The organism is Streptomyces montanus (assembly GCF_005786655.1).
In the GTDB taxonomy this organism is placed as follows: domain Bacteria; phylum Actinomycetota; class Actinomycetes; order Streptomycetales; family Streptomycetaceae; genus Streptomyces; species Streptomyces sporangiiformans.
Window position 1 is genome coordinate 51660 of record NZ_VBZC01000022.1, and the last position, 18400, is coordinate 70059.

Consider the following 18400-nt stretch of genomic DNA (forward strand, 5'->3'; position numbering starts at 1 on the left):
CCACCACATGACACAGCCCGCGCTGGCCGACGTACTCCCCCTGACCCCGCTCCAGGAGGGCCTGCTCTTCCACTTCCTGTACGAGCACGAGCGGAACGCCCCGGACGTGTACCTGGTGCAACTGGTCTTCGAGCTGGCGGGCCCGGTGGACGCCGGCCGGCTCCGCGCCGCAGGGCAGGCTCTGCTGGACCGCCACCCGAACCTGCGGGCCGCGTTCCGTCGTCGCCGCGGCGGCCAGCCGGTGCAGGTCGTCCCGCACCGGGCGACGCTGCCGTGGACCGAGGCCGACCTGACCGGGCCCGGCGTCGACACCGAGAAGGAGTGGACCCGGCTGCTGGACGAGGACCGCGACCGCGGCTTCGATCCGGAGACCCCGCCGTTGCTTCGCTGCACGCTGGTCCGGACGGGCGAGCGACGGCACCGGCTGCTCGTCACACACCACCACATCCTGCTCGACGGCTGGTCGGTCTCCGTGCTCCTGCGGGAACTGCTCGCGCTGTACGCGGCCGACGCCGACCCGGCGGTGCTTCCGCCTGCCCCGCCCTACCGCACGTTCCTCGACTGGCTGGACCGCCAGGACCGCCCCGCCGCCGAGGCCGCCTGGCGGGACGCACTCGACGGCGTGACCGAACCGACCCGGCTGGCCCCGCGCGCCCCGGGGTCCGCCGACCTCGCGCAGGCACGGAACGAGCTGTCCGAGGCCCGGACTGAACTGAACGAGGCCCGAACCGAGCTGTCCGAAGCCCGGACCGAGCTGTCCGCGGAGACCGGAGCGGCGCTCACGGCACGCGCCCGCGGCCTCGGCGTGACCGTCAACACGCTCGTGCAGACCGCCTGGGCGATCCTGCTCGGCCGTCTGACAGGGCGCAACGACGTCGTCTTCGGCACCACCGTCTCCGGCCGCCCGGCCGAACTGCCCGGCGTGGAGTCGATGGTCGGCCTGTTCATCAACACCGTCCCCCTACGGATCCGGCTGCGCCCCGACGAAAGCCTGGGCGGCATGCTCCGTGAGGTCCAGGACGGCTCTGCCCGCCTGCTGGACCACCACCATCTCGGCCTGGCCGACATCCAGCGGGCCGTCGGCGTACCGGAACTCTTCGACACGCTCGTCATCTTCGAGAACTATCCGGTGGATCCGGCGGCCACCGGCGACGGCCACGACGGCGGCACCGAGGGGCTGCGCGTCGTGGGGTCGAGCGGACGCGACGCCACGCACTATCCCGTGACGCTGGTGGCCCTTCCCGGCCCTCGGCCGCGCTTCCGGCTCGCCTACCGGCCCGGCCTCTTCGACGCCGACTGGGCCCGCGACACGCTGGCCCGTCTGGTACGGATCCTCGATGCCATGGCCGCCGACCCGGAACTCCCGCAGGGCCGCATCGCCCTCCTGACCCCAGAGGAACCTTCCTGGCCGGCCCCGGCCCCGGCCGGGGACACGGCCCCGGCGACCCGTACCCTCACCGACCTGTGGGCGGCCCAGGTCGCGGCCACCCCGGACGCGACCGCCGTACTGGACCACGGTGTCGCTCTGTCCTACCGCGAACTGGACACTCGGGCCGCCCAGTTGGCCGATCGTCTCACCGCTCTCGGCGCCGGGCCCGAACGCATCGTCGGCATCGCGCTGCCGCGCACGGCCCAACTGGTCGTCGCCGTACTCGCCGTGCTGAAGTCCGGTGCGGCCTATCTGCCCCTCGACCCCGGCTATCCGGCCGACCGTCTCGCGTACATCGTCGAAGACGCCCGGCCGGTCGTCGTCCTCGCCACCACCGATACCGCCGGGGCACTGCCCGAGGGCACGCCGCTGCTCACCGTCGACTCAGACTCAGACTCAGACTCGGGCTTGGGCTCCAACTCCGTATCCGGCTCCGGCCCTGGCCCTGGCCCTGGCTCCAACTCCGAAGCCGGCAACCTCGTGTACATCACCTACACCTCCGGCTCCACCGGCCGTCCCAAGGGCGTATCGGCCACGCATCGCAACGCCGTCGAGTTCGTCGAGTGGACGCACACCGCGTTCGGCCCCGACCGGCTGGCCAAGGTGCTGTTCTCGACCTCGCTCAACTTCGACGTGTCGGTCTTCGAGATCTTCTCCCCGCTGTCGTGCGGCGGCCGGATCGAGATCGTCGAGAACCTGCTCGCTCTCACGGAGAAACACCGGGGCGGCGCCCGGGACGTCGGCCTGATCAGCGGCGTGCCCTCGGTCATGGCCACCGTCGTCGCCGAACGGCCGGCCGTCTCGCCGCACACCGTCGCCCTGGGCGGCGAGCCCATCTCCGCCCAGCTGCGCGCCGATGTCGAAGCCGCTTTCCCCGGAGCACGGCTCGTCAACTTCTACGGGCCCACCGAGGCGACCATCTATGCCACGGCCTGGCGGTCGGACGCCGATCCGGACGGCACCGACGGCCCACCACCCATCGGCCGCCCCCTCGCCCGCAACCGCGTCCACCTCCTCGACCAGGCCCTGCGGCCCGTACCCGACGGCGCCGTCGGCGAGGTGTACGTGGCGGGCGGCGGGCCGGCCCGCGGCTACCTGGGCAGGCCCGATCTGACCGGGCAGCGGTTCGTCGCCGCCCCGTTCGGCGGGCCGGGCGAACGCATGTACCGGACGGGCGACTTGGCGGTGCGCGGCCGCGACGGGCAGCTGCGCTTCCTGGGCCGGGCCGACCAGCAGGTGAAGGTCCGTGGCTTCCGGATCGAACTGGGCGAGATCGAAGCCGTACTCGCCCGTCATCCCGCCGTCGCCGCGGCGGCGGCCACCGTACGGGAGGACCTACGCGGCGAGAAGCAACTGCTCGCCTACGCCGTCCCGGCCCACGCGCGGACAGCAGGAGCCGGCGAGCTCCGCGACCACCTCGCCCGCGCGCTGCCCGCCCACATGGTCCCCGCGCGGATCGTCGTGATCGACGCCCTGCCGTACACGGCCAGCGGCAAGCTGGACCGCAAGGCCCTGCCCGCCCCCGAGGGGCCCGCCGTCGTGACGGCCCTTCCTCGCACGGAGCCGGAAGAGAAGCTGCGCGGGATCGTCGCCGACCTGCTCGGCATCGATCCTCGCCAAGTCGGCGTGCACGACAGCTTCTTCGACCTGGGCGGCCACTCCCTGCTCGCTCCTCGGCTCACCTCCCGGATCCGCGGAGCCCTGGGCACCGAGCTGCCCGTGCGGGCCGTTTTCGAGTCGCCGACCGTGGCCGAGATGGCCCAGCGGCTCTCACGCGAGGACACCGGCGGGTCCGCTGTTCCCCACTCCCGGCGCCCTGACGGTGCTCGCACCGCACTCGGCACCGCACGCGGCACCTCAGCCCTGGACACCCTCCTCCCCCTGCGCACCCGCGGCGACCGGGAGCCCTTGTTCTGCCTCCCGCCGGCCTCCGGACTGTCCTGGGGTTTCGCCGGACTCGCCCGCCATCTGAACCCCGACCGCCCGCTGTACGGCCTCCAGTCCCGCGGCCTGGTCCCGGGACAGCTCCGGGCCGGCAGCCTGGCCGAGGTCGTCGCCGATCACACGGCCCGTATCCGCGAGGTGCAACCCGGCGGCCCGTACCACCTGTTGGGCTATTCCATGGGCGGCCTCGTCGCCCACAGCGTCGCCGTCGCCCTCCAGGCACAGGGCGAGCGGGTCGCGCTGCTGGCGATGCTCGACTCCTTTCCGGGGGCCTGGACGAGGCAGGGGCCCGACCCGTCGGACCGGCAGGCGGTGCTGCGCAATCTCCTGACCATCCTGGGCCGACCGTCACCCGAGGACGAGAGCGCGGGCGAGGGCGAGGACGAGGACAAGAACGAGAGCGCGGCCGCGCCGCTCACCGACGCCCGGTTCGCGGAGCTGGTCCGTCGCGTGCCCGACACCCCGGGCAGCCTCGACGACGCCGAACTCGCCGCCCTGGTCGACGTGACGGCCGGAAACCGGCGCCTGCTGAGCGAGTTCGCCCCCATGTCGTACCGCGGCGACCTGCTGCTCTTCACCGCCGCGCACGATGCCGACGCCCTCCCCGATCGGCACGGCTCGTGGCAGCCGTACATCGACGGGCTCATCGACCACCACGCCGTCCCCTGCACGCACGGCGAGATGACCCGGCCCGGACCTCTGGCCCGGATCGGCCCCGTACTCGACGAGCGGCTGCGGACGGCGGGCGCGCCCGCGCACCACCACCACAACAACAGGAAGGACCCGGCATGACCACCAACCCCTTCGACGACGACAACATCGAGCACCTGGTGCTGGTGAACGAGGAAGGCCAGCACTCGCTGTGGCCCGCCTTCGCCGAGGTCCCGGACGGCTGGACGGTCGTCCACGGCCGCGACAGCCGGCAGGCCTGCGTCGACTACGTCAACGAGCACTGGACCGACATGCGCCCCAAGAGCCTCATTCAGGCCATGGGCGAGTAGCGGGAGGACACAGGATGACCACCGAGCGGCGGAGGATGACCATCGAGCGGCCGACGATCGCTCCGGAAGAGCTCGACACGCTGGACCTGGCCGATCCGCGGCTGCACGCCGAGAGCGACCTGTCCGCCGTGTGGCGCCACCTCCGGGAGCGCGAGCCGGTCCACTGGAACCCGGCGGCCGGCTCCGCCCCCGGCTTCTGGGTGGTGACCCGGCACGCGGACGTCACGTCCGTGTACCGCGACAGCACGCGTTTCACCTCCGAGGGCGGCAACGTACTGGAGACCCTGCTCGCCGGCGGCGACTCCGCGTCCGGCCGGATGCTCGCGATCACCGACGGAGACCGGCACACGGGGCTGCGCCGGATCCTGATGTCCGCCTTCACCTCACGGGCGCTGGCACCGATCGTGGAGAGCGTGCGGCGCACGGTGAACCGGCTGCTGCGGGACGCGATCGAGAAAGGCAGCTGTGACTTCGCCGCCGACGTGGCCGCGGGCATACCCCTCGGCGCCATCTGCGACCTGCTGGGCGTGCCCGACCGCGACCGGGACCACCTCCTGAGCCTGACCTCGTCCGCTCTGGGCTCGCACGACGCCGACAGCACCGCGGCCGACGCCTGGATCGCGAAGAGCGAGATCCTCCTCTACTTCGCCAATCTCGCCCGCGACCGGCGCGGCAGCGGTCACTCCGACGTGATCGCCCTCCTCGCGGGCAGCAGCGTGGGCGGCCTGCCGCTGGACGACGACGAGGTCATCCTCAACTGCTACAGCCTGATCCTCGGCGGCGACGAGACCGCCCGGCTGTCCATGGTGGGCGCCGCCCTCGCCCTCCTGAACCACCCCGACCAGTGGCAGGCCCTCAAACGGGGCGAGACCGGAATCGACACCGCCGTCGAGGAGATCCTCCGCTGGACCACTCCCGCACTGCACTCGGGACGCACCGCGACGAGCGACACCGTCGTCGGCGGCCACCCTGTCAGCGCCGGCGACATCGTCACGGTGTGGAACGCCTCAGCCAACCAGGACGAACAGGTCTTCGACACCCCCGGACACCTGCGCCTGAACCGCACCCCCAACAAACACGTCACCTTCGCCTACGGGCCGCACTTCTGCCTCGGCGCCTACCTGGCCCGCGCCGAGATCGGCGCGGTCCTGACGGGCCTGCGCGACACGGTGGCGGAGATGGAACAGACCGGCCCGACGCGGCCGGTCTACTCCAACTTCCTCAGCGGAATCAGCACGCTGCCCCTCGCCCTCAAGCCGGCGTGACCGGATGATCAGTACTCCAGTTCGGGACGCAGGGGGCCGCCGACCGTGTGGAGGTGTCGCAGTACCTGGGCGTACGAGTTGAAGAGTCCGGTCTCGTAGTAGGCGATGCCGTGCCGAGCACAGAACGTGCGCACGAGTTCTTGGACATGGCGCAGGCTCGGCCGCGGCATGGAGGGGAACAGGTGGTGTTCGATCTGGTAGTTCAGCCCGCCGAGCGCGAAGTCGGTGAACCGGCCGCCCCGGATGTTGCGTGAGGTCAGTACTTGCCGCCGCAGGAAATCGATCTTGTCGTTCTTGGCGAAGATGGGCATGCCCTTGTGGTTGGGGGCGAACGAGCACCCCATGTACAACCCGAACAGCCCTTGGTGCACGAGGAGGAAGCACACGGCCTGGAGGGGCGACAGTACCCAGAACACGGCGGCGAGATAGCCGCCGAGATGCGCCGTCAACAGACCCGCCTCGGCCAGCTTGGTTGCCCGCCCGGCATGCGTACCGGTGCGGTCGAGCAGCGCCCGTACGCCGGCGACGTGCAGGGCGAGCCCTTCCAGAAGCAGCATGGGGAAGAACAGCCAGGCCTGGTGGCGGGCCAGCCAGGCGTACGGTCCGCGGCGGACGCGGGCGTGGTCCTCGGTGAAGGCGATCGCGCCGTCGGCGATGTCGGGGTCACGGTCGACCTGGTTGGGGTGCGAGTGGTGCCGGCTGTGCTTGGAGATCCACCAGCCGTAGCTGAGCCCGATCAGCAGATCGGCGTGCACCCGGCCGAGCAGGTTGTTGACGCGCTTGGAGGCGGCGATCTGGTGATGGCCGGCGTCGTGCCCGATGAACCCGGTCTGGGTGAACATCACCGCGAGGAAGGCGGCGGTCAACAGCTGCCACCACGACTGCCCGAGCAGGGCGAACGCGGCCCAGCCGGCGGCCAGCAGGAGCAGGTTCACCCCGATCTTCACCGAGTAGTAGCCGGGTCGCCGCTTCAGCAGCCCACTCTGCTTCACCTCGCGGGACAGCGCGGCGTAGTCGCTGCCACGGCTGCCGGGCGGGGGTTTCTTCGTCTCGGCGCGGTGCGCCGGACCGTTGCCCCGGTTGATGATGTCAGTGGTCACGTTTTTCCTCTCGGGGTGCGCACAGGCCGATGCCGACGGCGCGGGGGCAAGGCGCCGCGTGCGGGAAGCCATGTGATGTCTCTGTCGAGGTGACGAGTAGGGCGGAATGCGCGCGCTCGCACGATCCCGGGCTGCTGGTCGTCCACCGTCGAAGAAAACCCCCGAAAAACGACGAAACGCCCGCTGTCAGAACTCCGCGGGCGCTTCCACGTTCGCAAACTTCAACTACAACCACTGACTTCAACGTACGGAGCACCGGGAAGGTTCCCTGCGTCCGGCAGGGTGGCCGCCTGCGCGGGGAAGGGGCCGGTGTCGCCCTTGCGGTCGGCTCAGAGAGCCGCAGGGAGTACGGTTGCGGCACCGAGCGCACTTCGTACGCCGTCACCGTTTCGGCGTCGCCCTCGGGGAACGGCAAACGCCGGAGCACGTCGGGTCCGGCCGGAAAAGAGCCGCACCATGCCTCGCGCCTCGCACTCTCGCGCCGACTTCCCTGCCCCGTTCCGCGCCGCGCGGTGGCGGATCTCCTGATTCCCGCGGTGCTGCCGAGCATTCCGGCACCTCGTGTACGCCCTGGACCGACCAAGAGGATGCAGGACACATGTATTCACAGGACGCGATCTCCGGCCGCCGCCGCGGCCGCCCCGAACCGACCGCCGAGATGCTCTCCGGGCTGGCCTGCCTCATCTGCGGCACTGACTACCGGAGCGCGCCGGACCGGGAAGCGGTGGTGGTTTCCCACCGCGACGACAAGCAGCAGCTCGCCTGCCAGGGACCGTGCGCACGGCTGGCGAGCGGGTCGGTCACCGGTCTGGACGAGACGCCCCTCCCACTGGCCGAGCGCCTGAGCAGGCACCAGGCCGACCGCGCGTGACCCGGACATCCGGCAGCCACAACAAGCACGACAAGAATGAAATGACGAGGAACGCATGAGCCTGATGAGTCTCGGAGTACTCTCCTCCTCCCACAAGGAGAACGAGTTCCGGCTGCCGTTGCACCCCGGCCACCTCGACCGGATCGCCCCGGACGTACGCGGGCGAATCTTCCTCGAACAGGGTTACGGTCAACGGTTCGGCGTCGCCGACGATGCGCTGCGACCGCTCGTGGCGGGCCTGCGCCCCCGCGAGCAACTGCTCGCCGAGTGCGACGTGTTGCTGCTGCCCAAACCGATGCACGAGGACGCCGCCGGGCTGCGCGAGGGCCAAGTGCTGTGGGGATGGCCGCACTGCGTGCAGGACGAGAAGATGACCCAGCTCGCCATCGACCGACGGCTGACCCTCATCGCCTGGGAGGCAATGAACCACTGGACCTCCACGGGCGCCTTCAGCGTCCATGTGTTCCACAAGAACAACGAGCTCGCCGGCTACTGCTCGGTGCTGCACGCCCTGCAGCTCGGCGGCCTGACCGGCAGCTACGGGCGCCGCCTGCGCGCGGTGGTCATCAGCTTCGGCGCCACGGCACGCGGAGCGGTCACGGGCCTGGGCGCCATGGGCGTATCCGACGTCACGGTGCTCACCCAACGCGCCGCGGCGGCGGTGGCCTCGCCGATGCCGTCGGTCGTGATGGGCCACTTCGAGGAAGAGGAGAACGATCCCTCACGCCTGCGGGCACTCACTGCGGCCGGCCCCGTGCCGCTCGCGGAGTACCTGGCCGGGTTCGACATCATCGTCAACTGCATCCGGCAGGACACCGACGCGCCGCTGATGTTCGTCACCGACCAGGAACTCGCCCTGTTCCGGCCGGGGAGCTTCTTCATCGACGTGTCCTGCGACGAGGGCATGGGCTTCGAATGGGCCCGCCCGACCTCCTTCGGCGAGCCGATGCCCGCGGTGGGGCCGGGCTGCCACTACTACGCGGTGGACCACAGCCCGTCCCACCTGTGGAATTCGGCCACATGGGAAATCAGCGAGGCGCTCCTTCCCTACCTGCGCAAGGTCATGAGCGGCCCCGCGGCATGGGAGGCGGACGCCACGGTCAGAAATGCCACCGAGATCCGCGACGGCGTCATCCGGAACCCGAAGATCCTCTCCTTCCAGCACCGGCCGGCCGCCTACCCCCACACCCCCGGGGCCCCGACCCTGGCCCTGGCCTCCAGCTGATGGCCGCGTGGAGTTGACGTACGACCACGCAGGTCCCGCGCGTGCTCCGGCGGACCGGGGGCTCAGGCATCGGGGGCCGCGTGGACGCGTCGCCCTTCGACGAAGGTCTGCAGGACGCGGGTGGCGGCGACATCCCCGGGCGGGCCCGCGAACGGGTCACGGTCGAGGAGGACGAGGTCGGCGGACTTGCCGACGGTGATGCTGCCGGTGGTGTCGTCGAGGTGGTTCACGTAGGCGCTGCCCGCCGTGTACGCGGCAATGGCGGTGCCCAGGTCGAGGCGCTGCTCCGGGAGGAAGGCCGGGGTGCCTTCGGGCGCGTCGGGGGCGGTCCGGTTGACGGCGACATGGATGGCCTGGAGCGGATCTGGGCTGCTGACCGGCCAGTCGCTTCCCGCGGCCGGCGTCGCGCCCGCACGCAGCAGATCGCCGAAGGGGTACTGCCGTGCGCCGCGTTCCGCGCCGAGGAAGGGCAGGGTCAGTTCGTCCATCTGCGGTTCGTGGGCGGCCCACAGCATCTGCAGGTTGGCGCTCGCGCCCAGGGCACGGAAACGCGGTACCTCGTGTGGATGGACGACCTGGAGATGCGCGAGATGGTGCCGCGTGTCGCGCCATCCGTTGGCGGTGCGGGCGGACTCCACGGCATCGAGCGCCTCGCGCACCGCGCGGTCACCGAGCGCGTGGAAGTGGACCTGGAAGCCGAGCGCGTCGAGTTCGGTGACGTACTTCCGCAGCTCTCCCGGCTCGACGAAGCTGATGCCGCTGTTGTCCGAGGCGCAGCCGCAGCCGGTCAGATACGGGTCGAGCAGGGCGGCGGTGTGGTTCTCGGCGATGCCGTCCTGCATGATCTTCACGGTGGTGGCGCGGAACCGGCCCCGGCTCAACTCCTCACGGCGGGCGGCGAGTTCGGCGATCTGCTCGGCGCCGCGCTCGCGGTCCCACCACAGGGCGCCGACGACGCGGGCGGTGAGCAGGCCCTGGTCGAGGGCTGCCTGGTAGGCGGGCGCCGGGTCGGTCATGTTGGTGTACGTGCCGATGATGGCGTCCTGCCAGGCGGTGACGCCGTGCGAGTGCAGTACGGCCTGGGCGCGCAGCAGGGCGGCGAGCTGTTCCTCCGACGTGGGCTCCGGGACCAGTCTGCCGACGAGGTGGACCGCGCCCTCCTGGAGCATCCCGGTGGGGTTTCCCTCGGCGTCGCGCTCGATCCGGCCGTCGGCGGGGTCGGGAGTGCGGGAGTCAACGCCCGCCCGTTCCAGGGCCCGGCTGTTGACCCAGGCGCCGTGGTGGTCGCGGTTGGGCAGGAAGACGGGACGGTCCGGGACGATCGCGTCGAGGGCGCCGGCCGTGGGGGAGCCGCCGGGGAACGCCTCCAGGGACCAGCCTCCACCCGTGATCCACTCGATGTCCGGGTGCTCGTCCGCGTACGCCTTGATCCTGCGCAGGTACTCGGCCGGATCGACGGTGTCGCCGAGATGGCACAGGCCGAGCTCGATGCCCGCGCCCTGCGGATGGACATGGGCGTCCTGGAAGCCGGGCAGCAGCAGCTTCCCGGTGAGGTCGACGACCTCGGTGCGCGGCCCGATCAGCTCGTGCACCTCGTCGTGGCCGACGGCGGCGATCCGCCCGCCGCGCACGGCCACGGCGGTGGCGCGGCTGCGGGCGGGATCGACGGTGTGCACGGGGCCGCCCGTGAGGACGAGATCGGCCGGTTCCGTGACCCGGGGATGCGACATGGGGTGAACTCCATGGGGGGTTGGGAGGGTTGAGGGTCAGACCGCGGTGCGGTCCATTGGGAGGGTGAGGGCCTCGGCGTCGGTGCCGCGCCCCGTCATGAAGTACGGCGAGTGCCGGACGTACTTGGCGACGGCCGCCATGCCGAGGCCGATGAGCACGATCCCGGCGGGCAGCGAGAACATGAACCAGCCGTTGTCCGGGCTGAGTTCGAAGTGGTCGCTCATGGTCAGGTACGAGTATCCGAGGTAGCCGCCGAGGCCCAGCAGGACCAGGCCGGCCGCGGCGGGCACGCCGACGGCGAGCAGTGCCTCGCGCGCTCCTTCGCGAAGCGCGGAGCGGAAGCGCACGGCGCAGGCGAGCGCAGTGAGGCCGTAGTAGAGGGCGACGATCAGGCCGCTGGCGTTGACGGCGGCCAGCAGCATGTCGCTCAGCTTGGGAATCGCGACGGCGAGCAGGGCGATCACGGCGGCGATGGACATCACGACGACCGTGCCCGCGGCAGGGGTGCCGTACCGCGGGTGGATGCGGGTCCACAGTGGTCCCATGGTGCGATCGCGGCCCATGGCGAGCAGTCCGCGTGCCGTGGGAATCAGGGTGGCCTGCACGGAGGCGAACGCGGAGAACATCAGCGCGACCAGGGGCAGGGTGGCCCAGGGCTCGGCGGCCAGTTTCTCCCCGAGGTACGGGAGGGCCTGGGGGCCGTTCTTGACGAGTTCGGCCAGGCTCATCTCCCGCTGGAAGGCGACCGAGGCGAAGAGGAACAGGCCGAGCATGGCGAACAGGGCGATGAAACCTCCCCGGGCCGAGTCGCCCGGGCTCTTCGTCTCCTCGGTGACGCTGAAGGCCGCGTCCCAGCCCCAGAAGAAGAACACCGCGAGAACCATGCCCTGGGCGAAGGCGGTGCCGTCGGGGATCTCGAAGGGGTTGAACCAGGAGAGGGAGAAGGCGTGGTCACCGGTGACCAGGGCCCAGCCGCAGAAGCCCAGCAGCACCGCGTACTCGAAGACCAGCAGGGCGAACTGGAACCGGGTGGTGGCCCGCATCCCGGTGAGGGCCAGAGCCGTGAGGGCGAGGAGGAGCACCAGCCCGACCGCCGTGCTGACGCCGGTGGACGTCGGATCGAGGGCGATGCCGGCGAGGCTGTGCAGGCCGGCCTTGTTGGCGAGGATCAGGACGACCGAGCCCATGATGGCGCTGGTGTAAGCACAGAAGATGATCGAGCCGACCAGGGTGACCCAGCCGGTCAGGAAGCCGGGCCAGGGGCCGAGGGACTTGCCGACCCACACGTAGCCGTTGCCGCAGTTCGGTTCCGAGCGGTTGAGACGGGCGTAGGCGGTGGCGATGCCGAGCACCGGCAGGAACGCCAGCAGCAGGAGCGCCGGGGCCTGAAGGCCCACGATGGTCGCGATCGTGCCCATGCCGATGGCGATGCTGGTGGTGGCCGCGGTGCTGGACGCGGCGATGGCGACGCCGTCGACGACGCCGAGGGAACGGCGCAGGGCGGGGCGGGGCCCGACGGACGGGTCCGGCGGAGAGGACAGGGGCGGGGCGGACGACATGGAGGGCTCCTCGGGGGACAGGGGATGAGAAGAGCCGCGCGGGAATGTGATGGAACAGCCGACGTCCGCATAGCGTCAACCCTGTTGACGTAAGGAGACCGATGGCCGTTCACTGAACGGTACGCAGTGCCCGGTCGGCGTGGAACGAGAGGAAACCCGGTCATGGCCACCCGTATCCCACAGGAGCGCACGCGCCGGCGGCCCACCCGCTCAGGGCTCCTGCTGTCGGAAGACCTGATCGTGGAGACCGCCCTGCGGCTGATCGGCGAGCACGGTCCCGAGGCGCTGAGCGTGCGCCGGCTCGGCGCGGCACTGGGCTGCGATCCGACCGCTCTGTACCGCTACTTCCACGGCACCAACGACATGGTGCTCGCCATCGCCGACCGGATCATCGGCGACGCGATGGCGGGGTTCGTACCCGGGGACGACTGGGTGGCCTCGCTGCGCGAGATGGCCGTGCGGGTCCGCGCCGGATACCTCGCCCATCCCCGGGCGGCCGCCATGGCCGCGCACCGGGTGACCCGGCGCAAGAACGAGATCCAGGCCGTGGAGACGGGGATCGGCCTACTGCTGTCCGCGGGCTTCGAGCCGGCCCACGCCGCACGGCTCTATCTGACCTTCATCGACACCGTGCTCAGCCACGCTGCCGCGGACGCGGCGTTCCAGGCCCTCCCGTGGCAGCAGCGCGAGGCCGATCAGGGGGCGTGGAGGGACGTCTACCAGGGCCTGGGCCCGGTGGCGTACCCGGCGCTCACCGCCGTACACCCTGAGCTGCCCGGGATGGCGGACAGCTCCTTCGAGGAGGCGGTGGACCTGCTCCTGGAGGCGCTGGCGGCACGCGCCCCGAAGGGGCGGGGGTACGGCCACTGAGGTCTGGAGCGCAGGTTCCGCTCCGCGCTACAGAGTCACGACCCAAGGGGCGAGGAGAAGCGCTCCCGGGAGAACAACTGCGCCGGCCTCCTCTGGTGCCCCCGCCGACGCCGGTGGGTCTCGCCCCCGGTCACAGGGCGCGCCCGCTTGCATTGATGCGCTTATCGCATGGACAGATCTCGGTTTGATGCTGGACACCGATCCGCCAGTGCTCCGAAACTCTCGCATAACACCTCGGCCTGCCCCCGCACAGCCCCCGCCCACCGCCGCCGAGGGCCGTCCCCGAGAAAGCGAGCGCCGCCATGCCGGCAGCCCTGGGCTTCGCTACGATCGCCGTCCTGCTGCTGCTCACCATGGTCAAACGCGCCTCGGTGCTGGTCGCTCTGATCCTGCTTCCGGTGCCGGCGGCGCTCATTGGCAGCTTCGCGGGCGATCTGGGCGAGCTGATTCTCGGTGGGCTGTCCAATGTGGCCGCCACCGGCATCGTGATCGCCTTTCCTCGCGGCGGCCGTCACCGGCATGCCACTGAGCCTGGTCTTCACCCCGGCCGCCGGAGAGCGGTGTGTCGCTCGGCGAACACCAACGCTTCATCTTCCGCCGGGCCTTCGCCACCACCCTCGTCATGACCGTCGGCGCCCTGGTGACCGGCGCCTTCTCCCTGTGACCGGTGTCCCGGGCCTGAGCGGAGGCCCGCCGACTGCGGACTGCCGGCAGCCACCGCACTTGCCGCTCAAGTCTCGAACGTGCCGCCCGCTCCGGGAGCCCGAGCCGGGCGACCGGATCCACACACAGAGGCACCTGGTCCGGGTGCCCCACCGACCGAGAAGAGGACCCATGAGACGGATCACCAGACGTGCGGTGCTCGCCGTCACCGCAGGTGCGGTCGCGGCGCCGGCCGTGAGCACGCCAACCCCCGCGGCCGCCGACACCACGACAGCCACATCTGAAGGACGACAAGCGGCCTCCGGACTCAATCCGGTCCTGCGAACGGACCTCGTCACGCGGGTGACACCGAGGAACAACTGGCTGGTGACAGCCGTCGCCATCCAGTACTCGCATCGCATCGACTTACGCGGCGGGGTGATCCCGCCCTCGGCCTTCCAGGTGAAGGCCACTGTGGGCGGGCAAACAGCGGCTCGCACGGTGACCCGGGTCTACTCCAACACCACCGCCGAAGTGGACGACCGATCTCACCCCGGACGGCCGGGGGACCGCCTGATCATCGAACTCGACTCGAAGGACTCCAACGCGCGGGCCGCCGGCACCGATCCCCTTCCGCTCGACCGCGCGTACTCCGTCAGACAGGTGGAGGACGTGCGCGCCCCGGACGGTGAACCGGTACTCAGGGCCGGCCCGTTCGCGAGCCGGAACGACGACGTCATCAATCCCGTGGTCGACGACTTCGCCGCCGGTTCCTTCACCGACTCCACAGGTTTTGAACTGGACTTCCGGCTGTATCAGCCTGAGGGATTCGTACGAAAACCTCAGACGCGCAAGAGGTACCCGCTCGTCGTCACCCTGCACGGCGGTGGCGAAGTCGCGGACAACAACATGACCCAGCTCACTTCCAACCGGATCGCGGTCACGTTCGCCAAAGCGGAACGACAGCGCCGCAACCCCGCGTTCGTCCTCTCTCCACAGATCCCCCTGCCCCGTCCCATGGACGGACCCGACGGCACGGACTGGACCGACGCCAAGGTCCAGGCCGCGCTGGCCGAACTCATCGACACCTTCGTGGGCGAGCACTCCCGAAACGTGGACACAGCCCGGCTCTATCTCGTCGGCCTGTCCTCGGGTGGGCGCGGTATCTACAGCCTGCTGGCGAAGCGACCCGACGTGTTCGCGGCTGCCCTGCCCACGGCCGGCTGGGGCGACGCGGCCGCCATGGACAGGATCACGCACATCCCGATCTGGGCCGACCACTCCGTCGACGACCCGGTCGTCCCCTACCGGGAGGGCCGGTTCGGCAATCCCGGCACCTGGACACTGATGAACGCGCTGGAGACCGCCGGTGCGCGAGTCAGCCGTGGGGAGTGGGCCAACGATCTGCCGAAGGCGGAATTCGAGGCCCGGTCCCGGGCGCTCCTACGGCAGGCCCGGGCCACGCGCAGCCACGTACTGTTCACGAGCTACACGCCCGGAACGACACCGGTGAACCCACACCTCGCATGGGCCCAGACGTACGAGAACGACGTGGTCATCGACTGGCTCTTCGAACAGTCCCGGTAGCCGACCTCTGTCAACGCTTACAGTGCGGCGCACCTCGCTGTCCGGTTACCGCGCTCTCACCGCTTTCCGGAGGTAAATCAATGCGTCCATCCAGTTGTTCAACCGACACGACCGTGCCGTTACGGACCCGCTCCCGTGCCATGACGGCACTGATCGCACTGGCAACCACCATCGGCCTGGCGCTGACTCTGCTGACAGCCGCCGCCCCGCCGGCGGCCGCCGCCGACTTGCTGTCCCAGGGCAAGCCCGCGACCTCCTCGTCCACCGAGAACGCATCCGCCCCCGCGTCGGCGGCGGTGGACGGCAACACCGGGACGCGCTGGTCGAGCACGTTCAGTGATCCGCAGTGGCTCAGAGTGGATCTTGGCGCCACCGCCACCATCAGCCAAGTGGTGCTGCGCTGGGAGGCCGCGTACGCCCGCGCGTTCCAGATCCAGACCTCCGACAACGGCACCGCCTGGACCACCATCTACTCGACCACGACAGGCACCGGCGGCGTGCAGACCCTCGACGTGAACGGCAGCGGCCGGTACGTCCGCGTCCACGGCACCCAGCGCGGCACCGCCTACGGCTACTCGCTGTGGGAGTTCCAGGTGTACGGCTCCGGTGGCGGCACCCCGCCGGGCAACGGGATCCCGGACCCGACGACCGCTTCCCTCGAGGCCACCAACGGGCCGCTGACCACCGCCACCTACACCGTTCCCAACCCAAGCGGGTACGGCTCCGGCACGGTCACGTACCCGACGACCAGGGGCTCGTACCCGGGCGTCGTACTGATGCCGGGCTATCAGGGCACACAGCAGAACCTGCAGTGGCTCGCACCCCGCCTCGCCTCCTGGGGCTTCGTCGTCATCAACGTCGGAACCAACACACTCACCGACGATCCCGAATCGCGCGGCCGCCAGATCACCGCCGCCGGCACCCAGTTGCTCGCGCTCGGCAACGCCACCGGCAACCCGATATCGGGGAAGGTCAACGGCACGCTGGGCGCGGCCGGTCACTCGATGGGCGGCGGTGGCGTCATGGCGGCCCTCCGGGACGACTCGCGCTTCCGGGCGGGCGTGCCCACGGCCCCGTACTACGTGAACGGGAACTTCTCCGGAGTCACCGAGCCCACTTTCTTCCTGACCTGTCAAAGCGACCCTGTCGCAGGCGGCGACAGCTACGCGGTGCCCTGGTACAACTCCATGTCCCAGGCCGAGAAGCTCTACATCGAGGTTCCGGGCGACCATCTGTGTCCGATGACGGGCTACGGCAACAAGGCCAAGCAGGGCAAGTGGATCGTGTCGTTCTTCAGCCTCTGGCTGCGTGCCGACACCCGCTTCAGCCAGTTCCTGTGCGGTCCCGCACGTGAAGCCGACAAGAACAACACCTCCCTGGTCACGCGCTGGATGGACACCTGCCAGTTCTGACCGCCGAGGCGATCTTCCGGTTGCTCATGCCGGTGCCCGCCCGGAAGTCTCCCGGGCGGGCACCGCGCTCAGCCGCGAGCCGAGTCGCCGGCGCTCCGTTCACCGGCCATCGGCGTCGTCTCGCTCAGCCCGGCAGCTACGGGATACAGGACTTCGGAACCGCGCAGCGGGGGCGGCACGGTGGGGGCGGCGGGGCGAAGCCCGTGGATTGCGCCGAGGCTTCGATCGCGCCCGTCGCCCCCACGCGTCAGGCCAGGCCGAACCGCTCGGCGTGCACCTGCCGTTGGGGAACCTTCAGCCTGCGCAGGGCGCTGAGCACGGTGGAGGTCATCCCGGGCGGGCCACAGACGTAGACGTCGCGTTCGGTTATGTCGGGAACCAGGGCGACGAGGCTGTCGGGCTCGAACGGCGGGCTCGTCTCCCCTGTGCGGCCGGTGAGCAGGTGCAGCCGCCCGCCGCGGCCCGCGAGCAGGGCTCGTACCTCGTCCACCAGCACGGCGTCATCCTCGCTGCGCACCCGGTAGAGCACGACGATGTCGCCGGCCGGTTCCTCCTCCAGCAGGGCCCGAACCGGCGTGATCCCCACTCCTCCGGCGATCAGCAGTGCGCCGGGCCGCGTTCGGTGCAACGCGGTGAACGCCCCGTACGGCCCCTCGACAAACGCGCGGCTCCCGACCGGGACGTTCCGCAGGCCTGCGCTGGCGGTGCCGACCGCCTTGGCGGTCAGGCGCAACGTGCGGCCGTCGGGTGCCGCCGACAGCGAGAACGGATTGGCCAGCCACCAGTGGTTGTGCCCGGGGAACCGCCAGATGCAGAACTGGCCGGCCCGGGCCGGCAGCCTGTCGAGGTGACGGCCGGTGACGCGCACCGACACCACGTCGTCCGACTCCGGCACCACCTCCGCGACCTCGAATCGGTGATAGGCGTTGCGCCACACAGGCATGACGATCCGGCCCGTGACCAGGGCACCGAACGCGAACAGCCACATGGCCCACCAGTAGATCATCGCGGGCGCGGAGGAGCTGAAGGTCGTGGTCTCCTGCAACTGGTGGACGAATGCCAGCCCCAACGCCACGTACAGCAGCAGATGCAGGCCGTGCCAGGTCTCATACCGAAGCCGCCGTCTGACATTCCGGGCGGACACCGCGGCGACCACGACGATGATCGCCGCGGCCCCCATCCCGAGCAGCGAGGCGGGCACTCCGGCCAGTGCGAAGAACGTCTTCGACATAGACGCGTCATCGAGCCGCGCGTAGCCCAGCACCACCAGCACAGCGTGGGTGAGGAGGGTCCACAGCAGGGTGAAGCCGACCCACCTGTGCCACACCGTCAACCGGTCCATGCCGATACGGCGGTCGAGCCACGGCAGCCGGGCCACCAGCAGCAGTTGGAACAGCATCAGTACGGCGGCGTGCAGGCCGAAGAACTTGGCGACCGTGAGCACCCCGTTCTTGCCGGTCCCGGCGGTGAGGAACAAGACCTCGACGATCACCAAGTTGACGATGACAAACGTCCACAGCGCCCAGCGCGCCGCAACGACTGGAGGTATGGTGCCTGGCCGCACCTGTGTATTCGTCGCCTCCACCGCTTCCCCTTACTTATGTCCATGTGACGCGTTCGCGCCCGCCACCCGCGAGGCAGCGAGGAACCGAGCGTCCTGATCTGATACGACCCCGGTCGGGGCAGGAAATGGGAACTTGACGTAACCAGGGCTCTATTGGGCCTCGGCCGTTCTTGTTCCGCGATCGGCACGCTGGTCGAGCG

Annotated in this window: 13 protein-coding genes; 9 read left to right on the forward strand and 4 right to left on the reverse strand. The window is 70.4% G+C overall.

Features of this window, described 5'->3' with window-relative positions; all coding sequences use genetic code 11:
• The first annotated feature begins 7 nt into the window (after positions 1-7).
• The 3 genes from FE633_RS21030 to FE633_RS21040 are packed head-to-tail and all read left to right on the forward strand — an operon-like array spanning position 8 to position 5639.
• Positions 8-4165, forward strand: coding sequence for a non-ribosomal peptide synthetase (locus FE633_RS21030; protein ID WP_138046702.1), 4158 nt, complete (start codon positions 8-10; stop codon positions 4163-4165).
• Entirely contained in the window at positions 4162-4374 is a 213-nt protein-coding gene (locus tag FE633_RS21035) for an MbtH family protein (RefSeq protein WP_138046703.1), read from the forward strand. Before FE633_RS21030 ends, FE633_RS21035 begins: the two co-directional genes overlap by 4 nt.
• Positions 4375-4388: 14 nt before the next feature.
• Positions 4389-5639, forward strand: coding sequence for a cytochrome P450 (locus FE633_RS21040; RefSeq protein WP_246113743.1), 1251 nt, complete (start codon positions 4389-4391; stop codon positions 5637-5639).
• 8 nt (positions 5640-5647) lie between these two features.
• Here the strand turns inward: FE633_RS21040 and FE633_RS21045 are convergent, their stop codons facing one another.
• Positions 5648-6739 (reverse strand): fatty acid desaturase family protein, encoded by a 1092-nt coding sequence (locus FE633_RS21045; protein ID WP_246113744.1) that lies wholly within the window; start codon positions 6737-6739, stop codon positions 5648-5650.
• A 598-nt stretch (positions 6740-7337) separates the two neighbouring features.
• Between FE633_RS21045 and FE633_RS21050 the strand changes: the two genes are divergently transcribed.
• On the forward strand, positions 7338-7610 hold the full coding sequence (locus FE633_RS21050) for a hypothetical protein (RefSeq protein WP_138046705.1): 273 nt from the start codon (positions 7338-7340) through the stop codon (positions 7608-7610).
• A 55-nt stretch (positions 7611-7665) separates the two neighbouring features.
• Positions 7666-8835 carry a N(5)-(carboxyethyl)ornithine synthase gene (locus FE633_RS21055; RefSeq protein WP_138046706.1) on the forward strand — a complete coding sequence of 390 codons (1170 nt, stop codon included), beginning with the start codon at positions 7666-7668 and terminating at the stop codon, positions 8833-8835.
• Positions 8836-8897: 62 nt separating this feature from the next.
• Here FE633_RS21055 and FE633_RS21060 read toward each other — a convergent pair whose 3' ends face one another.
• Positions 8898-10565 carry an amidohydrolase gene (locus tag FE633_RS21060; protein WP_138046707.1) on the reverse strand — a complete coding sequence of 556 codons (1668 nt, stop codon included), beginning with the start codon at positions 10563-10565 and terminating at the stop codon, positions 8898-8900.
• Positions 10566-10601: 36 nt separating this feature from the next.
• Positions 10602-12125, reverse strand: a complete 1524-nt coding sequence (locus FE633_RS21065) for an APC family permease (RefSeq protein WP_138046708.1) — start codon at positions 12123-12125, stop codon at positions 10602-10604.
• 162 nt (positions 12126-12287) lie between these two features.
• On the opposite strand from FE633_RS21065, the gene FE633_RS21070 reads away from it, so the two are divergent.
• From FE633_RS21070 to FE633_RS49515, 4 genes are all read left to right on the forward strand, one after another.
• Entirely contained in the window at positions 12288-12995 is a 708-nt protein-coding gene (locus tag FE633_RS21070) for a TetR/AcrR family transcriptional regulator (protein WP_138046709.1), read from the forward strand.
• A gap of 302 nt (positions 12996-13297) precedes the next feature.
• The gene (locus tag FE633_RS48525; protein WP_246113745.1) at positions 13298-13621 is read left to right on the forward strand and encodes a hypothetical protein; all 324 of its coding nucleotides are present in this window, start codon (positions 13298-13300) and stop codon (positions 13619-13621) included.
• 208 nt (positions 13622-13829) lie between these two features.
• Complete coding sequence (locus tag FE633_RS21080) at positions 13830-15224, forward strand: prolyl oligopeptidase family serine peptidase (RefSeq protein WP_138046710.1); 1395 nt, start codon at positions 13830-13832, stop codon at positions 15222-15224.
• A 140-nt stretch (positions 15225-15364) separates the two neighbouring features.
• On the forward strand, positions 15365-16636 hold the full coding sequence (locus FE633_RS49515; protein ID WP_138046711.1) for a poly(ethylene terephthalate) hydrolase family protein: 1272 nt from the start codon (positions 15365-15367) through the stop codon (positions 16634-16636).
• A 247-nt stretch (positions 16637-16883) separates the two neighbouring features.
• Here FE633_RS49515 and FE633_RS21090 read toward each other — a convergent pair whose 3' ends face one another.
• Positions 16884-18185 carry a ferredoxin reductase family protein gene (locus tag FE633_RS21090; protein ID WP_425473202.1) on the reverse strand — a complete coding sequence of 434 codons (1302 nt, stop codon included), beginning with the start codon at positions 18183-18185 and terminating at the stop codon, positions 16884-16886.
• Between the last annotated feature and the right edge of the window lie 215 nt (positions 18186-18400).